This window comes from Herbaspirillum sp. C7C2 (assembly GCF_022627865.1).
Lineage (GTDB): Bacteria > Pseudomonadota > Gammaproteobacteria > Burkholderiales > Burkholderiaceae_D > Herbaspirillum > Herbaspirillum frisingense.
Window position 1 is genome coordinate 698,615 of sequence record NZ_JABXGI010000001.1, and the last position, 19,125, is coordinate 717,739.

15 protein-coding genes are annotated in these 19,125 nt (G+C 63.9%); 4 read left to right on the forward strand and 11 right to left on the reverse strand.

Features of this window, described 5'->3' with window-relative positions:
* Positions 1-193 precede the first annotated feature (193 nt).
* Positions 194-961, forward strand: a complete 768-nt coding sequence (locus HWE04_RS03200) for a hypothetical protein (RefSeq protein WP_241811467.1) — start codon at positions 194-196, stop codon at positions 959-961.
* 115 nt (positions 962-1,076) lie between these two features.
* On the opposite strand, the gene tal is transcribed toward HWE04_RS03200, so the two are convergent.
* From tal to pgi, 4 genes are all read right to left on the reverse strand, one after another.
* Positions 1,077-2,012: a transaldolase gene (tal, locus tag HWE04_RS03205; RefSeq protein ID WP_182994023.1), complete on the reverse strand. Its 936-nt coding sequence runs from the start codon at positions 2,010-2,012 to the stop codon at positions 1,077-1,079.
* Between the two features lie 120 nt (positions 2,013-2,132).
* A complete protein-coding gene (locus HWE04_RS03210; RefSeq protein ID WP_034310514.1) occupies positions 2,133-2,987 on the reverse strand; it encodes an SIS domain-containing protein in 855 nt (284 codons plus the stop codon).
* 38 nt (positions 2,988-3,025) lie between these two features.
* Positions 3,026-4,492 (reverse strand): glucose-6-phosphate dehydrogenase, encoded by a 1,467-nt coding sequence (zwf, locus tag HWE04_RS03215; RefSeq protein WP_241811468.1) that lies wholly within the window; start codon positions 4,490-4,492, stop codon positions 3,026-3,028.
* A 50-nt stretch (positions 4,493-4,542) separates the two neighbouring features.
* Positions 4,543-6,216 carry a glucose-6-phosphate isomerase gene (gene pgi / locus HWE04_RS03220; protein WP_241811469.1) on the reverse strand — a complete coding sequence of 558 codons (1,674 nt, stop codon included), beginning with the start codon at positions 6,214-6,216 and terminating at the stop codon, positions 4,543-4,545.
* Between the two features lie 385 nt (positions 6,217-6,601).
* Here pgi and edd point away from each other — a divergent pair, with 385 nt between their 5' ends.
* Both edd and HWE04_RS03230 read left to right on the forward strand, forming a co-directional pair.
* Positions 6,602-8,473 (forward strand): phosphogluconate dehydratase, encoded by a 1,872-nt coding sequence (gene edd / locus HWE04_RS03225; RefSeq protein ID WP_006463825.1) that lies wholly within the window; start codon positions 6,602-6,604, stop codon positions 8,471-8,473.
* Positions 8,470-9,099 (forward strand): bifunctional 4-hydroxy-2-oxoglutarate aldolase/2-dehydro-3-deoxy-phosphogluconate aldolase, encoded by a 630-nt coding sequence (locus tag HWE04_RS03230; protein WP_241811470.1) that lies wholly within the window; start codon positions 8,470-8,472, stop codon positions 9,097-9,099. Before edd ends, HWE04_RS03230 begins: the two co-directional genes overlap by 4 nt.
* Before the next feature lie 77 nt (positions 9,100-9,176).
* On the opposite strand, the gene lgt is transcribed toward HWE04_RS03230, so the two are convergent.
* Complete coding sequence (gene lgt / locus HWE04_RS03235) at positions 9,177-10,013, reverse strand: prolipoprotein diacylglyceryl transferase (protein ID WP_241811471.1); 837 nt, start codon at positions 10,011-10,013, stop codon at positions 9,177-9,179.
* Positions 10,014-10,121: 108 nt separating this feature from the next.
* Positions 10,122-11,024, reverse strand: a complete 903-nt coding sequence (locus HWE04_RS03240; protein WP_241811472.1) for a LysR family transcriptional regulator — start codon at positions 11,022-11,024, stop codon at positions 10,122-10,124.
* A gap of 233 nt (positions 11,025-11,257) precedes the next feature.
* Between HWE04_RS03240 and HWE04_RS03245 the strand changes: the two genes are divergently transcribed.
* Positions 11,258-11,572: a c-type cytochrome gene (locus HWE04_RS03245; protein WP_077236593.1), complete on the forward strand. Its 315-nt coding sequence runs from the start codon at positions 11,258-11,260 to the stop codon at positions 11,570-11,572.
* Positions 11,573-11,748: 176 nt separating this feature from the next.
* Here the strand turns inward: HWE04_RS03245 and HWE04_RS03250 are convergent, their stop codons facing one another.
* The 5 genes from HWE04_RS03250 to HWE04_RS03270 form a co-directional block, all read right to left on the reverse strand.
* On the reverse strand, positions 11,749-12,642 hold the full coding sequence (locus HWE04_RS03250) for a hypothetical protein (RefSeq protein ID WP_241811473.1): 894 nt from the start codon (positions 12,640-12,642) through the stop codon (positions 11,749-11,751).
* A gap of 56 nt (positions 12,643-12,698) precedes the next feature.
* Positions 12,699-14,114 carry a cardiolipin synthase gene (cls, locus tag HWE04_RS03255; protein ID WP_241811474.1) on the reverse strand — a complete coding sequence of 472 codons (1,416 nt, stop codon included), beginning with the start codon at positions 14,112-14,114 and terminating at the stop codon, positions 12,699-12,701.
* Positions 14,115-14,359: 245 nt separating this feature from the next.
* Positions 14,360-16,909 (reverse strand): PepSY domain-containing protein, encoded by a 2,550-nt coding sequence (locus HWE04_RS03260; RefSeq protein WP_241811475.1) that lies wholly within the window; start codon positions 16,907-16,909, stop codon positions 14,360-14,362.
* A gap of 190 nt (positions 16,910-17,099) precedes the next feature.
* Positions 17,100-17,933, reverse strand: a complete 834-nt coding sequence (locus tag HWE04_RS03265) for an alpha/beta hydrolase (RefSeq protein ID WP_241811476.1) — start codon at positions 17,931-17,933, stop codon at positions 17,100-17,102.
* A 38-nt stretch (positions 17,934-17,971) separates the two neighbouring features.
* On the reverse strand, positions 17,972-18,886 hold the full coding sequence (locus tag HWE04_RS03270; RefSeq protein ID WP_102663130.1) for a LysR substrate-binding domain-containing protein: 915 nt from the start codon (positions 18,884-18,886) through the stop codon (positions 17,972-17,974).
* Positions 18,887-19,125: the final 239 nt, after the last annotated feature.

Here is a 19,125-nt window from a genome sequence, read left to right on the forward strand (position 1 = left end):
GAAACTAATATTCTGACTCCAGACATCGGGGGAGTCTGTTTTTTCCGTCTCGTCGCCGGCCAGCCTGTGCGCGAGTTTCAGCGAAGAAACGATTTTCGTCTGCCTTTTCCGCGTTCTCCAATTTCTAATGCTCCGTCTTGCGGGGCAGGGGATCGCTTTAACTTTTTTCGACGAAGATAATATGCAAACAAAGTTGAAACATATCGCCCTGGCGGCCGTGATCGTGCTCAATGGCTGCGCCACGCAGCCCAGCGGTTCCCAGTCGTCCGCCGCAGCACCCGCACCTGCTGCGCTGCCCGCATCGACGGCCGCGACCGGCGACAAGGACCCGGAAATCAAGGTGGGCGTGGCCTATACCACCAAGTTCACCAATGGTTCGTACCTGAAGGAGGTCCCCGAGGAGGTCTTCATCGTGCGCCCCAAGAATACCCAGAACAATGTCGCGGCCCAGGTGGCGCTGAACATGTTCATGTTCGCCCTCGGCGGCGGCTTGGCGGTCAATGGCTTCGACAAGGGCGACCTGAAGGGGGACAAGCTGGACGACGTGAAGGATCGCAAGCACGTGCGCAACCCAGTCTCCACCGACTACATCGGCAAGCTCAGCAAGGAAATCAATGCTGCCCTGCAGGCGCGTGCGGAACTAAAGCCGGGCGCCTTCAAGAACAGCGTCATGGTGGCCGGCGGCAGTTCCACCCTGATCTACGAATCCCTGACCGGTGATGAGGCCAATCTGTACAAGATGAATACCGAGCTGACCATCTACAAGCGCAAGGAAGATGCTGGTCTGTTCACCTTCAACCCGTTCGTCGAGGTGTCCTGCAATCGCGTATCGGAAAAGGCCCTGCCGCTGGAAGACTGGGCCAAGGACGACTACGTGATGGTCCAGCAGTGGGTCGATGAAACCCTGGACCAGTGCAGCAAGAAGGTGGTGGGGGCCTTGCCTGATCTGCTGGCGAGCTGATCGTCCATGTCCCGACCTGGTGGCCGGGCATTGCGTTTCATGATCCGCCGTTGACGACAAAGGCCGCATCGTTTGCACGATGCGGCCTTTGTACTTGTTGATCTGAACGCGGGATCTAGCGCAAGGCGTCCACGATCTGCTCCAGCTTGACGGCGTCGGCGGCGAACTGGCGGATGCCTTCGGCCAGCTTCTCGGTGGCCATGGCGTCGGCGTTGAGGGCCAGGCGGAAGGCCTTTTCATCCAGCGACACGCGCTCGATGTCGGCCGCATCGGCAGCTTCCTTGCTCAGCTTGCGTTCCACTGGAGCATCGCTGTCGGCCAGCTTCTGCAGCAGGTCCGGGCTGATGGTGAGCAGGTCGCAGCCGGCCAGTTCGACGATCTGCGACGTGTTGCGGAAGCTCGCGCCCATCACTTCGGTGGCGTAGCCGAACTTGCGGTAGTAGTTGTAGACCGCCTTGACCGATTGCACGCCGGGATCGTCGCTGCCGGTGTATTCCTGGCCGGTGGATTTCTTGTACCAGTCGTAGATGCGGCCGACGAAGGGGGAGATCAGTTGCACGCGGGCTTCCGCGCAGGCGATGGCCTGGGGCAGCGAGAACAGCAGGGTCAGGTTGCAGCGGATGCCGTCCTTTTCCAGGATCTCGGCGGCACGGATGCCTTCCCAGGTGGAGGCGATCTTGATGAGCACGCGCTCGCGGGCGATGCCGGCTTCTTCGTACAGGCGGATCAGCTCGCGGCCCTTGGCGACGGTGCCTTCTGTATCGAAGGACAGGCGGGCATCGGTCTCGGTGGAGACGCGGCCCGGGATCAGCTTCAGGATCTCCAGACCGAAGGCGATCAGCAGGCGGTCGATGATGGCATCGGTACTCTTGCCGGCGTGGGCCTTGACCACCGACTCCAGCAGCGGCTTGTACTCGGCCTTCTGCACTGCCTTTAGGATCAGCGAGGGGTTGGTGGTGGCATCCTGGGGCGCAAAGGCCTTCATGGCCTGGAAGTCGCCGGTATCGGCCACGATGGTGGTGTACTGCTTCAACTGTTCAAGCTGGCTCATGGAAAGTCCTGTTGCTAGGGTGAAGAATAAGGATAGGCATTGTACGCAATGGCCGTTTCCTGTCTGTCGGTGAATGTCGCTAAATCACTGATCCTTGATCTGCCGCTGCACTTGGCACGCTTAGCGGAAGAAGGAGTCGAATTGCATGTCGAATTTCTGCAGCGACTTCTGCGCGTTCTGCATCTTCTTGCGGAATTCCGGGCCGCGTCGCAGCGCCAGTCCGACCGCCAGGATGTCGATCACCACCAGGTGCGCCAGGCGCGCCGAGATGGGGGTATAGGGGTCGATGTTGAAGGACAGGTCGATCGGCACCAGTACCGTGGCCAGTTCGGCCAGCGGGGTGCCGGAAGGGCCGAGCACGATGATGTCGGCACCGCCCTTGCGCGCCAGCTGGATCGAGCGCAGCAGGGCCGCATTGCCGCCGCGCTGCGAGATCGCCACCACGCAGTCGCCGGCCTTCAGGAGCGAGGCCGCGATGCTGTGGATGTGCGGGTCGGAATACGCCACTGTGGGCACGCCCGAGCGGAAGAACTTGTGCTGCGCGTCGTTGGCCACGATACCGGAGGTCCCCTGGCCGTAGAACTCGATCTTGTTGGCCCGTGCCAATACATCCAGCGCCAGCTGGATGGCATCCGGGTTGAGGTGGTTGCGCAGGTCCAGCAGGGTATTGATGGAACGGCTGCAGATCTTGTTGACCAGATCGGCGGCCAGGTCGTCCTGGGCCAGCGTTTCATCCGCGCCCGGCAGGGCCAGCGCCAGGCTCTGGGCGAGCTTGAGCTTGAAGTCATGCCAGCCTTCGTAACCGATGGCGCGGCAGAAGCGGATCACGGTCGGTTCCGACACTTCCGCATTCTTGGCCAGCGCCGTCAGGTTCTCGGCCAAGGCCAGTTGCGGATTGGCCAGGATGGTCGCAGCCACCTTCTTCTCCGACTTGGAGAGGGAGTTGATGTGGGTGCGGATGGAGTCGAGCAGCATGGACATGACGGTGACCTGGTGACGCTAGCGGGCGCTGGTCAGACCTCGGGCAGGGCTTCTTCGCGCCACTGCAGTCCATCGCGACCGATCAGGGCGCTCGCCGCAGCAGGCCCCCAGGTACCGGCGTTGTAGGGGACCGGGTCGGCCTCCTGCTGGTCCCAGTAATCGATGATGGGCTCCACCCATTCCCAGGCGGCTTCCAGTTCGTCGCTGCGCATGAAGAGCGTGAGATGACCGCGCAACACGTCCAGCAGCAGGCGTTCGTAGGCGTCCATGCGCGGGGTCTTGAACTTCTCGCGGAAGTCCAGCTCCAGCTCCACCGGACGCAGGCGCATGCCGTCGCCAGGCTGCTTGGCCATCAGGTTCATGTGCAGGCCTTCGTCAGGCTGCAGGCGGATCACCAGGCAGTTCGGGGTGTCGTTCTGGTGCGAGAAGATGGAATGCGGCACGCTCTTGAAACGCACCACGATCTCGGCCAGGGAGTCGGCCATGCGCTTGCCGGTACGCAGGTAGAACGGCACGCCGGCCCAGCGCCAGGTGTCGATCTCGGCCTTGACTGCGACATAGGTCTCGGTGCGCGAGTCGGGGTTGGCATCGGCTTCCTTGCGGTAGCCCGGCACGGCCACGCCATCGACATGGCCGGCGCGGTACTGGCCGCGCACTACGTTCATGGCCAGCGTGGTGGGGGTAAAGCGCTTGAGCGAGCGCAGCACCTTGAGCTTTTCGTCGCGCACGGCGTCGGCCGAGTTCGATACCGGCGGTTCCATGGCGACGATACAGAGCAGTTGCAGCAGGTGGTTCTGCAGCATGTCGCGCAGGGCGCCGGAGGTGTCGTAGTAGTCGAAGCGGCCGCCCACACCGAGTTCTTCAGCGATGGTGATCTGCACGTCGGAAATCCATTCGCGCCGCCACAGGGGTTCGAACAGCACGTTGCCGAAGCGCAGCGCCAGCAGGTTCTGCACCGCTTCCTTGCCGAGGTAGTGGTCGATACGGAAGATCTGCGATTCCTGGAAGAAGCGGCCGACCTGGGCGTTGATGTCACGGGCGCTCTTGAGGTCGCGGCCCAGCGGCTTTTCCAGCACCACGCGGGAGGTCGACGTGACCAGTCCGGCCTTGGACAGGTTTTCGCAGATGGAGGCGAACAGGCTGGGCGGAGTCGCCAGGTAGAACACCCGCGCCAGGCCGACGATGTCGCGCAGGGCATCCTTCAGGTGGCTGAAGCTGTCGGCTTCCTTGGCGTTGACCGAGGCGTATTGCAGGCGGCCGGTGAAGCGTTCCCAGACGCTGGCATCCAGGTTGGCGGCCGGCACGTGGGGTTTGGAATCCTTCTCCACCAGCTTGAGGAAGTCTTCACGGGATTTCTCGTCGCGGCCCAGGCAGATGATGCGTGCATCGGGCGGCAGGTCGCGGGCGCGGTCTCGGGCATACAGCGCGGGCAGCAGCTTGCGCATCGAGAGGTCGCCGGTGCCGCCGAATAAAACCAGATCGAAATCAGAAGTAGCCATGGTGTGTGTCGTCTCTTTGTACGTGAAGTAGCGGATGGAGCGCTACGTGTTTAGTTGCCCTGCCGGCCAGCCTGGACAGCCTGGCGGGCCAGTGCGATCAGGGCGCTGGTGGAGGCGTCGTGGCGTGCGGCCTGCACAGCGTCCTTGGCCTGCAGTTCGCCCAGGATGGTCTTGGCCAGCACCTTGCCCAGTTCCACGCCCCACTGGTCGAAGCTGTTGATGCCCCAGATCGCGCCCTGCACGAAGGTCTTGTGCTCGTACAGCGCAATCATCGCGCCCAGGGCATGCGGGCTCAGTTCCGGCAGCAGCAGGGTATTGCTGGGGCGGTTGCCCTCGAAGGTTTTGTGCGGGATCAGGGCCGCGAGTTCCGCTTCGGGCAGACCTTGTGCCTGCAGATCGGCGCGCACCTCGTCGGCATCCTTGCCGCGCATGAAGGCTTCGGACTGCGCGAAGCAGTTGGCCAGCAGTGCTTCCTGGTGTCCGGCAATGCCGTGCGAGGGTTTGAGGACGGCGATGAAATCGATGGGCGTGATGTCGGTGCCCTGATGCAGCAGCTGGAAATAGGCGTGCTGGCCGTTGGTGCCGACGTCGCCCCAGATGGCCGGACAGGTCAGGGTTGTGACCGGCGTGCCGTCACGGGTGATGCGTTTGCCGTTGCTCTCCATGTCCAGTTGCTGCAGGTAGGACGGGAAGAAGCGCAACCATTGGTGATAGGGAGCGATGCTCAGCGAGGCGCTGCCGAGGAAGTTGCGGTTCCAGATACCCACCAGCGCCTGGATCACAGGCATGTTCGATTCCAGCGGGGCTTCACGGAAATGGCGGTCCATATCGTGCGCGCCGGCCAGGAAGGCAGCGAAGTTGTCGTAGCCGACCAGCAGCGCCACAGGCAGGCCGATGGCCGACCAGACCGAATAACGGCCACCCACCCAGTCCCAGAAGGGGAACATGTTCTCGGTATCGATGCCGAAGGCGGCCACCTCGGCCGCATTGGTGGAGACGGCCACGAAGTGCCGGGCCAGGTCGTCGGACTTGCTGTGCTGCAAGAACCAGGCGCGCGCCGAACGGGCGTTGAGCATGGTTTCCTGGGTGGTGAAGGTCTTGGAGGCGACGATGAAGAGCGTGGTCTCGGGATCGACGCGGGAAAGCACCTCTTCCAGGTCATGGCCATCGACATTGGAAACAAAGTGGGCGCGCAGGCGTGGGTGCGCGTAGGCGCGCAGGGCGGTGCACACCATTTGCGGGCCCAGGAAGGAGCCGCCGATGCCGATATTGACGATGTCGGTGATCTCGCGTCCGCTGTAGCCGCGCCAGGTACCGCTGCGCACGCGCTCGCTGAATGCACGGATGTGCTTGAGCACCGCATGAACCTCTGACGCAACGGGTTGTCCGTCCACTACGGCCCCGGCCACATTCTCGGGTGCGCGCAGCGCGGTGTGCAGGACGGCGCGATGTTCGGTAAAGTTGATCTTCTCGCCATTGAACATGGCATCGCGCAGGGCTTCCACGCCGCGCTCGCGGGCCAGGCTCATCAGCAGCGCGAGGGTGTCGGTGTCGATGCGGTTCTTGGAGTAGTCCAGCAGGAGCCCGGCGGCGCGCACATGCATGCGCTCGAAACGGTCGGGCTGGCGGGCGAACAGATCGCGCATGTGCCACTGGACAGCCGTGGCGTGGTGTTCTTGCAATGCCTTGAAGGCGGCCGTGTCGGTCAGGGCGGGTGTATGCATGAGTCGGAGATGGGTTGGCTGTCGTGGCCTGTCATGTCTGGCTGCGGCATCCATCCCTGCGATCCATGCGCCATGTCGTCATGCGCATTGCAGGAAAAGAGCCGGGCAGGCCGTGTTCATGTTCTTGGGACAATGCGGGTGACTATACATCAAATGCCGCCGAAGTGGTAGTTTCACTACAGTTTATGACGGCCCTGTTACATTGCCTGTCGGCATCCATGCCGGTAGTCGGGAAGCGAAGACTGATAAGGCTTTTGAAGCGGATTGATGTTCACCAATGAAAAGATGCGCGGTTTGGCCATGCTGCAGTGCTCTAAGTGTATGATTTCATTCGTGCAAATTTATGTAGTAAAATTACAGTGTTAACGCTAACAGGAAACCGACAATGCCTCTCAACGCTACCTTAGCCAGCGTCACCCAACGCATCGCCGAACGTAGCCGTCCTTACCGGACCGCTTATCTCGAACGCCTGGAAGCGGCCCGCCGCAAGGGCGCGCAGCGCGGCGCACTGGCCTGCACCAACCTGGCCCACGGCTTCGCCGCCTTCCCCGCCAATGACAAACTGAAGCTGAAGGAAGACAAGGCGCCCTCGCTGGCGATTGTTTCGGCCTACAACGATATGCTCTCGGCGCACCAGCCCTTCGAGCGTTTCCCCCAGATCATCAAGGACGCAGCCCGTGAAGCCGGCGCCGTTGCGCAGTTCGCCGGCGGCACCCCCGCCATGTGCGACGGCGTCACGCAAGGCCAGACCGGCATGGAGATGTCGCTGTTCTCGCGCGACGCCATCGCCATGGCCACCGCCATCGCGCTGTCCCACAACATGTTCGACGCCGCGCTGTATCTGGGCGTGTGCGACAAGATCGTGCCGGGGCTGCTGATCGGCGCGCTGCACTTCGGCCACCTGCCGGCGGTGTTCGTGCCCGCCGGTCCCATGACCAGCGGCATGAGCAATAGCGACAAGGTCAAGATCCGCCAGCTCTACACGGCCGGCAAGATCGGTCGCGCCGAACTGCTGGAAGCGGAATCCAAGTCCTACCACGGCGCCGGTACCTGCACCTTCTACGGCACCGCCAACAGCAACCAGATGCTGATGGAAGCGATGGGCCTGCACCTGCCGGGCGCGGCCTTCATCACCCCCAACACCCCGCTGCGCGACGCGCTGACTGCGGCCGCCGCCAAGCAGGCCGCCAGGATCACCGACCTCGGCACCCAATACACCCCGGTGGGCCGCATGATCGACGAGAAGGCCATCGTCAACGCCATCGTCGCACTGCACGCCACCGGCGGCTCCACCAATCACACGCTGCACCTGGTGGCCATCGCCAAGGCGGCCGGCATCGTGATCGACTGGGACGACTTCGACAAGCTCTCCGCCGTGGTTCCGCTGATCACCAAGATCTACCCCAACGGCACCGCCGACGTGAACCATTTCCATGCCGCTGGCGGCACCGGCTTCGTGCTGCGCGAGCTGATCGATGCCGGCCTGATGCACGACGACGTCACCACCATCCTCGGCCAGGGACTGCGCCAGCACTGCAAGGAGCCGATGCTGGCCACCGAAGGCGAGAATGGTCGTCCCGGCACCGTGACCTGGCAGGATGCACCGGCCCAGAGCGCCGACGCCGGTGTGCTGGGCACCGTGGCCCAGCCGTTTGCGGCCGATGGTGGCCTCAAGCTGCTGCAGGGCAACCTGGGTCGTGCCGTCATCAAGATTTCGGCGGTCAAGCCCGAACACCGCGTGGTGGAGGCGCCGGCAGTGGTCTTCCATTCGCAGGAAGCCTTCATGGCCGCCTTCAAGGCTGGCCAGCTGGATCGCGACTTCGTGGCCGTGATCACCTTCCAGGGACCGCGCGCCAACGGCATGCCCGAACTGCACGCGCTGACCCCGGCACTGGGTATCCTGCAGGACAAGGGCCGTCACGTCGCCCTGGTCACCGATGGCCGCATGTCCGGCGCATCGGGTAAAGTACCGGCCGCGATCCACGTGACGCCCGAAGTGCTGGGCGGTGGTCCGCTGGGTCGCGTGCGCGACGGCGACATCATCCGCCTGGATGCCGAGACCGGCACCCTGGAAGCCAAGGTCGATGCCGCCGAGTGGGAAGCACGCAGCCTCGACACCAGCGACCTCTCCGGCAATCAGCACGGCATGGGCCGCGAATTGTTCAGCCTGTTCCGCAACGCGGTGGGAACCGCAGAAGAGGGCGGCGCCACCTTCGGCCTGCCGCCGATTTTTGAGAAAGAGAAAGCCACGGTATGAAGACCACACTGGAAATCATGCGCGCCTCGCCGGTCATCCCGGTGATCGCCATCGACAAGTTCGAACACGCCGTGCCGCTGGCACGCGCTTTGGTGGCAGGCGGCATCCGCGTGCTGGAAATCACGCTGCGCACCGAGCACGGCCTGCCGGCCATCCGCGCCATCGCCGAGTCGGTGCCGGACGCCATCGTCGGCGTCGGCACCTTGACTGCGCCGGAAGAATTCGCCGCCTCGCGTGATGCAGGTGCCGTCTTCGGTGTTTCGCCCGGCCTGACCCCGGCGCTGATCGAAGCCGCCAAGCACAGTGGCCTGCCGCTGCTGCCGGGCGTGATGACCCCGTCCGAAGTGATGGCGGCGCGCGAGGCGGGCTTCCGCCAGCTGAAGCTGTTCCCGGCCGTGCCCGCGGGCGGCATCGGCATGCTCAACGGCATCGCCGGTCCCTTGTCGGATGTCTCCTTCTGCCCCACCGGCGGCATCACGCAAGAGACTGCACCGCAGTTCCTGGCCTGCAAGAACGTGGTCTGCGTGGGCGGCTCCTGGCTGACCCCCAAGGCCGCCATCGAAGCGGGTGACTGGGACAAGATCACCGAGATCGCCAAGGCGGCCAGTGCATTGAAGAAGGCCTGAGTTTTCCACAGGCCAGCAAAACGAAGGGCGGTACCGAGGTCGAATCGGTACCGCCCTTTTTCGTGAGCAGGAGAGGATTACTTCTTGCCGACCAGTGCAGCTTCAGAAGGCGCCTGTGCCTGCTGCTTCAGCCTGTAGGCCAGCACCAGCAGGATGATGCCCAGCACGATCATCGGCACCGACAGCATCTGCCCGGCCGAGATGGTGATGCCGCCGAAGTGGACTTCGTAATCCGGCACGCGGAAGTATTCCGTAAAGAAGCGCGCGCAACCGTACAGCAACGAGAACATGCCGGCCACCGCCATGCGCGGGCGGGAGTGGCGCGCAAAGATCCAGAGGATGATGAACAGCAGGATGCCATCGACCAGCATCTGGTAGATCGGCGAGGGGTGGCGCGGGATGTTGTCCACATTGGGCCAGATCATGGCCCAGGGCAGCGAGGGGTCGGCCGGGCGGCCTGGCAGTTCGGCGTTGATGAAATTGCCCAGGCGGCCGGCGGCATAGCCCAGCGGGACCATGGGCGCGATGAAGTCCATGATGTCCATCAGGTTGCGACCACGCTTGCGGCCCCACAGGTACATGGCCAGCATCACCCCCAGGAAGCCACCGTGGAAGGACATGCCGCCCTTCCAGACCGCAATCATGTCGGCCGGATTCGCAAAATAGTAGGCAGGGTTGTAGAACAGGATTTCACCCAGTCGCCCGCCGAGTACCACCCCGAGCACGCCGTAGAAGAGCATGTCGTCCAGGTCTTCCTTTTTCCAGCCGACGGCGGCGATGTGTGGCTGTTTGATGCGCAGGCGTCCCAGCGCGATGAATTGGGCGAAGGCCAGCAGGTACATCAGGCCATACCAGTGGACGGCCAGCGGCCCGATGTGGATGGCAATCGGGTCGGGCATGGGGTGGACGAGCATGAGTTTGATCTTTCTGTTGTTGGGCGGAACCGCAATTGGAACGCGACGGGCGATGCAAGTTCGCCGGTGCTGTTCCCGCCAGGCAGGAAATGGCGCGGTCCAATGCGATCAGGTCGGCGCGTCCAGCAGGTCCAGCAGGGCCCGCAGGACGCTGGACGGATTGTCGCGCCGCCAGGCCAGGCCGGTCTGGATCTCCGGCGCCGGGTCGGAGAGCCGGCGGTAGTCGACACCCGGGCGTTTCAGGTTCGACACGGATTGTGGCACAAGCGCCATTCCCATGCCAGCCGAGACCAGGCCGACGATGGTCTGCATCTGGATGGCTTCCTGGCCGATGTGCGGGGTCACCCCGGCATCGCGAAAGCACGACAGGATGGTGTCATGGAAGGCTGGAGAGATGCGGCGCGGGAAGATGATCAGCGGCAGCTCGCGCAAGCTTTTCAGCGATACCGGTCCGCGCTTCCTGACGGCACCCTCGGGGATCGCCGCGATCAGCGGTTCGGACAGCACCGGCCGCACATCCAAAAGCGCCGCAGCTTTCTCGGGCAGCGGCGGCAGCAGCAAGCCGGCGTCGATCTTGCCCTGCATCAGGTCTTCCAGCTGGATGTCGGTGGTGGCTTCGCGCAATTCGATCTGCACCTGCGGATAGCGAGCGCGAAAACGCTGCAGCAGCGGTGGCAGGATGCTGTAGTCGGCGCTGGAAATGAAGGACAGCGACAGCAGCCCGGAGGCCCCGCTGGCGGCGCGTCGCGCCAGGTCCGGCAAAGCGGCCGCCTGCTGCAGGATGCGCTGGACTTCCGGCAGCAGGGCTTCCCCCGCCGGGGTCAGCGCCACACTGCGCTTGGTGCGTTGGAACAGCGGCGTACCCAGTTGCTCTTCCAGCGCCGCGATGGTTTGTGACAAGGGCGGCTGGGTCATGTGCAGGCGGGCGGCGGCGCGCCCGAAGTGCTTTTCCTCGGCCACGGCGGCGAAGTAGCGTAGCTGGCGCAGTTCCAGGCGGGGATGATCGGACATGGACTGATATCGGTTCCGAATGAGTCGGGCGTTCATGATATCCCTGGCCATCGGTAGCGGCAAGCCAGCGACCTTGCCTGATATTTCCGTCATGGAATTTGATCTATGACAGATATACGCCAGGGCAGATAGAGGCGGGGTACCGAAGCCGGTTAGAATAGCCCCGCCTGCGAAGCGCCTGGAGAGTGCCGCAGCAGGCGTCACTGTCGATCACCGCTTGCTGAGGAGCTCCCATGAAATACCTGTTGTTGATTGCCACCCTGGTGGCCGGATCGGCCATTTCGGCCGAAGCGCTGGCCAATGCGCAACTGGCCAAGTCCAAGAATTGCATGGCCTGCCACTCGGTGGATGCCAAGATCGTCGGTCCCGCCTTCAAGGACGTCGCCAAGAAATACGCCGGCCAGAAGGACGCCGAAGCCAAGCTGACCCAGAAGGTCCTCAACGGTGGCAGCGGCGCCTGGGGCGCGGTGGCCATGCCGGCCAACAAGGGCCAGGTGAGCGAAGCCGAGGCACGTGAGCTGGTGAAGTGGGTGTTGAGCCTGAAGTAAATCTGCTTGCATGCAATGAAAAAAGGAGACTGCGGTCTCCTTTTTTTATTTCAAGGCGCCACGCATCGGTGCAGTCCGCGTTTTCGATACGGCCAATGACCGGATCCGGGGACGGCTGTAGCCCGTTGGATCAGCCCTCCCGCAACAGCCCTCCCTTTTCCGGCTGTCGCTTGTCTCTAGCTGCCCGCCTTCTGCTGCCGCGCCACTTCGTTGCGCTTCATGCCGAGGTATTCGTCCCGGCTGACTTCATGCAGTTGGCGCGGATATTGTTCGGTCGCGTCATACCAGTTGGCCAGACGCTTTTCCAGTCGTTGCTCGGCGGGCGCCGCCAGTCCGGAGAGGTAGGCGTCGATGGCCAGGTAGTAGCGCATGGTGTTGCGCTCCACGGTGGCACGGGTGCCTTCGATGTATTGCGGCTGCCCCTGCGCGTCGCGCTTGACCACGCTGAAGCCGACCTTGTCACGCCCGGCCGTCATCAGGTAGGCGCGCAAGGCCAGCTTGCTGGCCAAGCCATACGAATAGGCATAGCTGAAGTGGAGGAAGGAGCGCTTTTCATCCAGGGGGATGGATTCGATCTCGATACGATAGTCGGAGGTATCCAGCGGTCCCTTCTCGGCCAGCATCGAGGACGAGAAATAGTCGGCGCCGCTGGTGCCGCCGCTGTAGCGCAGGTCGACCCGGTAGGTGCTGTCGAGGGACTCCTCGGTCTTCTTGCCGACCTGCATGCGCAGGGTGGTCTTCGCGCCATCGTGGAGGAGCCGGCAATACTTGGTGTTCAGGTGCAGGATCAGGATGTCACACCAGCGGTCGGGGCTGCCCAGGGCTTCGCGCACCTGGGTGAAGGGATAGTCCAGCACCGCGTAGATATCGCCCTTGACGTTGCCGCCGTCCTCGCGCGAATTGAGATAGAGCGGGCGATGGTAGGCATTGTTGTTGAGCTCGCCTTGCAGCTCCGTGTAACGGCTTTTCATGGCGGCCGCGCCCGTCTGGGTCTGGGCGTGCGCCCAGCCGCAGGCGGCCAGGGCCAGCGTGGCCGGGAAGATCAGATGCAGGGTCAGACGGGACAACATGGATCGCAAACCGGACTCCTCTTCAATGGTGCAGTGGTTTCAGTATTCGATGCTGGCTACAGCAGGCGGGACCAGACGCTGGCGCCGAATTCCTTCATTCGTTCACTGATCGGTCGCTGATCCCATTGTTCCTTGGTAATTTCCTTTGAGGCGCCGAGATCGCGGTCGAACATGCTCTTCATCTGGACGCCGAACTGCGGGCTCAGGATCACTGCATTGATTTCCTGGTTGTAGACGAAGCTGCGCCAGTCCAGATTGGTCGAGCCGATGGTCGACCAGACACCGTCGATGATGGCGGTCTTGGAATGCAGCAGGGCGTCCTGGCGTTCGAAGATGCGTACGCCGGCTTCCAGCAGTTCCGCATAGAAGGAGCGGGAAGCATACAGTACCAGCGAGGAATCGCTGTGCGAGGGCAGGATCAGGCGCACGTCCACGCCGCGCCGGGCGGCATCCTTGAGCGAGTCGCGTAGCTGCGGATCAGGCACGAAGTAGGCGTTGGTCAGGTAGATCGAGCTTTCGGCGTGCTGGATGGCGGAGATGAAGGTGGCATAGATGATGCTGTAAGGATCGTCGGGCGAGCTGCCGATGGCGCGCACGATTTCGTTGCCGGCCGGAGCCACCGGCGGGAAGTAACGGTGTTCGCCCAGATCGGGGCCACGCTGCTTGTGCCAGGTTTCGACGAAGAGCTTCTGGAATTCCAGGGCCACCGGGCCATCGATGCGTACCTGCGTATCGCGCCAGGGAATCTGTTCGCCGTCCTTGTTGACGCGCGGTTTTTTCTTGCGGGTGCTGAAGGATCCGCTGGAATAGACGCTGCTGATATTGATGCCGCCCACGAAGGCGGTCTTGCCATCAACCACCAGCAGCTTGCGATGGTCGCGCTGGTTGACCTCCCAGTCCTTGCGCACCTGGGTGGGATTGATGGGGTTGTATTCCAGCACGTGAATGCCGGCATCGATCATCGGCTGGAAGAAGGCGCGCGGGGTGTTGATGGAGCCCACGCTGTCATACATCAGGTTGACCTGCACGCCCTTCTTCTGCATGGAGATCAGCAGGTCGGCGAACTGGCGGCCGACCTCGTCGTCTTCCATGATGTAGCTTTCCATGTTGACGTGGTAGCGCGCCGCCTGGATGGCCTGCTGCATGGAGGCATAGGTCGCGGGACCATCGATGAGCAGCGTCACCTTGTTGCCGGTCACCAGGGGCGAGCCGGTGATGGCGCCTTCGATGGCGACGTGGCGGTCCAGCAGGGTATTGTCGGCGTTCTGGCTGCGCAGCTTGTCCAGCACGGCCTTGGCCTGCGCTTCACTGAGGACGCCGCGCCCCCCCTTCATCTGGATGTTGCGCGCCGACTGCGAATCCATATCGGGCACGATGGTGGGCAGCGAGCTGCAGGCCGCCAGCATCAGGGAGAACAACAGCAGCAAGAGCCAGGCAGTGGGCCACTTGGAATTTGTTTTCTTGTTGGTCATGGAAGGTTCCCGGTTGGGCGCTGCCATCGACCTGAGGCTGTCTCGGATGCCGGGGAGGGCAACGCTGTGCGGTCGAGTATATGCCCGACAACAGCGCGATGGCGCAGCGGGAAGCGCGAATCGGAACTGTCCTACAGCGGAAAGCGGGGGCTGCCTACAGGGCAGGCCGGGGATGACCGCGCTATTGCATCGTATCTGCGCAGGGAGAGGGCAAGGATGGGCCGGTCGGCCCATCCTGAAGGGGATCAGTAGACGTCGCGGCGGTAGCGGTTCTGTTCGATCAGGTCCTGCAGGCCGGCCTCGCCCAGGACGGCGGTGAGCACCGCATCGACCCCGGCAGCCATGCCTTCCAGGCTACCGCAGACGTACAGCACCGCACCCTGATCCAGCCAGTGGCGCAGTTCGGCAGCCGCCTCGCGCAGGCGGTCCTGAACATAGATGCGCTCGGGCTGGTCACGCGAGAAGGCCAGGTCCAGGCGCGTGAGCTGACCTTGTGCCAGCCACTGCTGCAGTTGTTCGCGGTAGAGGAAATCGTGCGCCTCGTTGCGTTCGCCGAAGAGCAGCCAGTTGCGTGTCTGCCCGGCGTGGATGCGCGCCAGCAGGTGGCCGCGCAGACCGGCCATGCCGGAGCCGTTGCCGATGAAGATCGCCGGCGCCTGCGGCGGTGGCGGCGCGAAGCCGGCGTTGTGCACCAGGCGCAGCTGCAATGCAGACTGCAGCGGCGCGAATTCGGTCAGCCAGCCGGAAGCCAGGCCCAGGCCGTCCTCATGCTGCACCTGGCGCACCAGCAGGTGCAGGGCGCCATCCTCGGTCACCGAGGCTGCCGAATAGGAGCGGGGCGTCAGGGGCTGCAGCGTATCGACCAGGCCCTGAGCGTCGGCCACGGCATGCTGCGGCAGCACGCTGCATGACAGCGCTAGCGCCAGCGTGCAGGATTGGCCCTGGTGACGCACCGGAGTGGCGCCGTCCAGTTGCAGGCGTTGCAAGAGCAGGGCGATGCGGTCCGGCGCATGACGCGGCAGGATTTCCACCAGCGCGCCGGCTTGCCAGGCGGGCAGGGTGCCGTCCTGCGGCTGCAGTTCCAGGTGATACAGGGGTGCGCCCTGGCTGCCCGGATTCATCAGTACACGGCGCGTGAGCGTCCAGGTCTGCCAGGCCGGTGCATGGGTCGGCAGGATATCGCTGACCGCGGCTTGCAGACCATGTGCGGCCAGTTCGCTCTCCCATTTGCGTAGCGCCTCACCATCCATGCGATCCACTTCCACCAGCGGGAACATCGGCTTGGCACCGCACTGACGCAGGCCGTGATCAAGCGTGTGACCGAAGCCGCAGAACTGGGTGTAATGGCGGTCTCCCAGGGCCAGGACCGCGTACTGCACATGCGACAGCGATTGCCCGGCGGCCTGGCGCAGGCGCTTCTCGACGCCGCGTGCGCTGTCGGGGGCGTCGCCTTCGCCGAAGGTGCTGGCGATGACGAGGAGGCGACGATGGTGACGCAGGATTTCCGGGGTGACCTGCGCCAGCGGCAGCAGGGTCACCGGCACGCCGCTCTTGCGCAGTCCGGCAGCGGTATGCAGGGCGATGCGCTCGGCCTGGCCGGTCTGCGAGGCATGGGCCACCAGCACCGGTTCGCCGCCGGTGACGCTGGCCGCCTCGCCACTGTCGATGCTGGCCCGCTCGGCACGCAGCGCGGCCTTCTTGCGGCGCCGATCCAGGTAGAGCATCCAGCCGGAAATGCCGAACAACGGCATCATCAGGCTGGCAATGGCCATGATGATGCGACCCGGCAGGCCGAAGTAGGTCCCCATGTGCAGCGGATAGATGGCGGCGATGAAGCGCCCGCCGCGGCTCTTGTCTTGGTAGCGCTCCAGTTGCCGCACTTCGCCGGTCTGCGGTGCCACCACCATGCGGCTGCGCGCACGCTCATGCGGCGCGTCGTGACTGAGGAAGAAGATCTGCACAGGCTGCGTACCCTGCTCGGGCAGGCGCAACTGGGCATTCTGGTAATCGGGGGCCTGGGTCAGGAAGCTGTTCCAGGCCAGGGTCAGATCTAGCGGCACGGGGGCTGCAGCCGCTTCCTTCTTCTTGCCTTCGCCGCGCTGCATGGGCGCACGGCGGCTCTCGCCGGCCAGCGTGTTGACGCCGTCCTTGAACCAGTCCAGCGCCCAGTAGGCGCCGGTGGTGGCGAAGATCACGTACATCACCAGCGACCAGGTACCGATGACCGAGTGCAGGTTCCACAGGAAGGAGCGTCCCTGCAGCTGGAAATCCAGCCGCAGCCAGGCCCGCAGCGACAAGGGCCGGCGCGGCCAGCGCAGGTACAGCCCGGACAGTGCCAGGGTCAGCAGCGACAGTGCCAGCGTCCCCAGGACGATCTTGCCGATCTCGGTGGGCAGCAGCAGCCAGCGGTGGAAGCGCTCGATGATCTCGAAGAACTCCGCGCCAGTCACCGGTGGCAACAGTGCTCCGGTATAGGGATCGGCATAGCGCGCCTGCCCGCGTCGTTCGCCCGGCGGCGGTGCGAAGACCACACGCACCGAAGCGCCCGGCTCGGCCGACAGGGTCAGGGTGGTGACCCGGCGCTGCGGTTCGGCATCGCGCAGCCGCTCCAGCATCTGCTGCGGTGTCAGCGTGGCCTGCTGGCGCACTTGCACGTGCATCACGCCGGGGCTCAAGGCCTCCATGATTTCTTCGCGGAAAGCCAGCAGCGCACCGGTCACGCCGATGGTCATCAACAGGGTGCCGGCGGTGATGCCGATGAACCAGTGGAGCTGGAACCAGATCTTCTTGAACATGTATCAGTAGGGCGGTGACAGGCGCGGGGAGCGCCTTGTTGATCTTGTCTGCCAGGCCAGTGAAACGGCCGGCGCGTCAATGACCGCCCGGACGGGCTGGGCGGATCAGCCCGCTATTATAGAGCAGATGAAAATGATTCTTATTGATATCTGAGGATGAAAGACTTGCCGGCGGCAAGCTTGCGTCGGCTCACTCCAGCATCATTTTGATCATCGTCCGCGTCAACACACTCCCGGCATCGGCCGCCACGTCCACGATGCTCAGGTGATGTATCTGCGGTAGCGCCACGGTTTCCACCGCATGACCCGACTGGCGCAGCTTGGCGGCGTAGGTGGCATTCTGGCGCAGGAATTCTTCCGTCTCCTGTCCACCCACGCTCAGCACTGCCTGCGCACCTTGCGGCAGGTCCAGTTGCAGCGGGCTGGCCTGCAGGGCGTCGGACGGGGACAGGTGCAGGGATTCGTTGACGTAGGACAGGCGCACCGGCTCCAGGTCGTAGATGCCGGAAAGACCGCAGACGCCGCGTACCGGGGCTGCGCCCAGCGAGGCGATCAGCGCGGCCAGATGGGCGCCGGCCGAGTGGCCCATGAGCCAGATCGCCTCCGGATCGAAGCGCAGCGCGCCGGCCTTGGCGTGCAGCATGCGCAGCGCCCGACCACAGTCGGCGGCGATGTCACCCATGCGCACCTGGGGTGCCAGGCGGTAATTGATCAGCGCTACATTGATGTCCTGCGCCAGGTAGGGCAGGGCGAGCTGGCTGAACTGGTGCTTGTCCAGAGAGCGCCAGTAGCCGCCGTGGATGAACACCAGCAGTGGGCGGCCATTGCTGCGTCCGGGAAAGAAATCCAGGGTCTGCAGCGCATCCTCGCCGTAGGGCACATCGGCCAGGTGGGGGTGGGCCTCACGCGCGGCCAGCGCTTCACGGGCGAAACGGTCGAAGTAGTCCTGGAAATCCGGAATGTGCAGGCGCACGTAATACTGCAGGTCCAGCGCTTCGCGGTCGTAGTCGCGATAGATGTGCATGGTCTTCCTCCCCTGGCCTCTTGCGGCCCTGTTTCCTGTTATTCGGCGAACTGCTCTGAAATCAGATTGCGCAGCCAGACATTGCCCTCGTCCTGATTGTAGCGGCGATGCCAGAACATGTTGGTCTGCAGCGCCGGTAGTCGCAGCGGCGGTTTGATGTAGCGCAGTCCGAACGGCATGGCCGCGCTCTCGGCCAGCTTGCGCGGCACGGTCACGACCAGATCGGTGGTGCTGACGATGTAGGGTACGGCCGTGAAATGCGGCACGCGAAAGCGCAGGCTTTGCAGGATACCGGCCTTTTCCAGATTCTGGTTGATACGGTCATAGGGGCTCTCCAGCGACGACACCATCAGGTGTTCGGCCGCCAGGAATTCCTTGAGGCTGACCTCGCCGCGCCGGTCCAGCGCATGGCCGATGCGAAACATGCTGACGTAGTCCTGGCGGAACAGCCGCCGCTGGTACAGTGCCTCGGACAGGTTGTCGAAGGCGCCGATGGCCAGGTCCACCCGGCCGGCTTCCATCTCGCTCTTGAGATCGACGGCGCCGGCGCGCACCGTGCTCACGCTCACCCCCGGCGCTAGCGTGGCGCAGGCCTCGATCAGCCGGGGCATGAAATAGACCTCGCCGACATCGGTCATGGCGATGGTAAAGCGGCGCTCGCTACTTTGCGGGGAGAAACCTTCCTGCAGGTTGAGAGCCCGCGCCACCTGTTGCAGTGCCGCAGCGACCGGCTCGGCCAGCTGGTCTGCGAACGGCGTGGGTTGCATGCCCTGCGCGGTGCGCACGAAGAGTTCATCACCGAAGCTGCGCCGCAGCCGCGCCAGCGCATTGCTGACGGCCGGCTGCGACAGGCCCAGGCGGCGCGCTACCGAGGAAATCTGGCGTTCCTGGAAGACCTCCTGGAATACCACCAGCAGGTTGAGATCGATGTCGCGGGGTTCGATGAGGGCCATGGATGAGCTTGGAGCCTGGAACGTGCACACCGCAGGACGCCCTGCAGTGCACTGCAATATTCACGAAATGAATGGATCGTATTTTCGTATTTATATCGTAAAAGAAGGGCGATTGCACTACAGTGACGTCGCCGCCCCAGCCATCGGGGCCACGTCGCAGGACGTACGCAGAGCGCCATCCAGAGCGACATTGTCGGCCGTCATCGGCGCGCCAGACCGGCAACACAATTAAAACAACG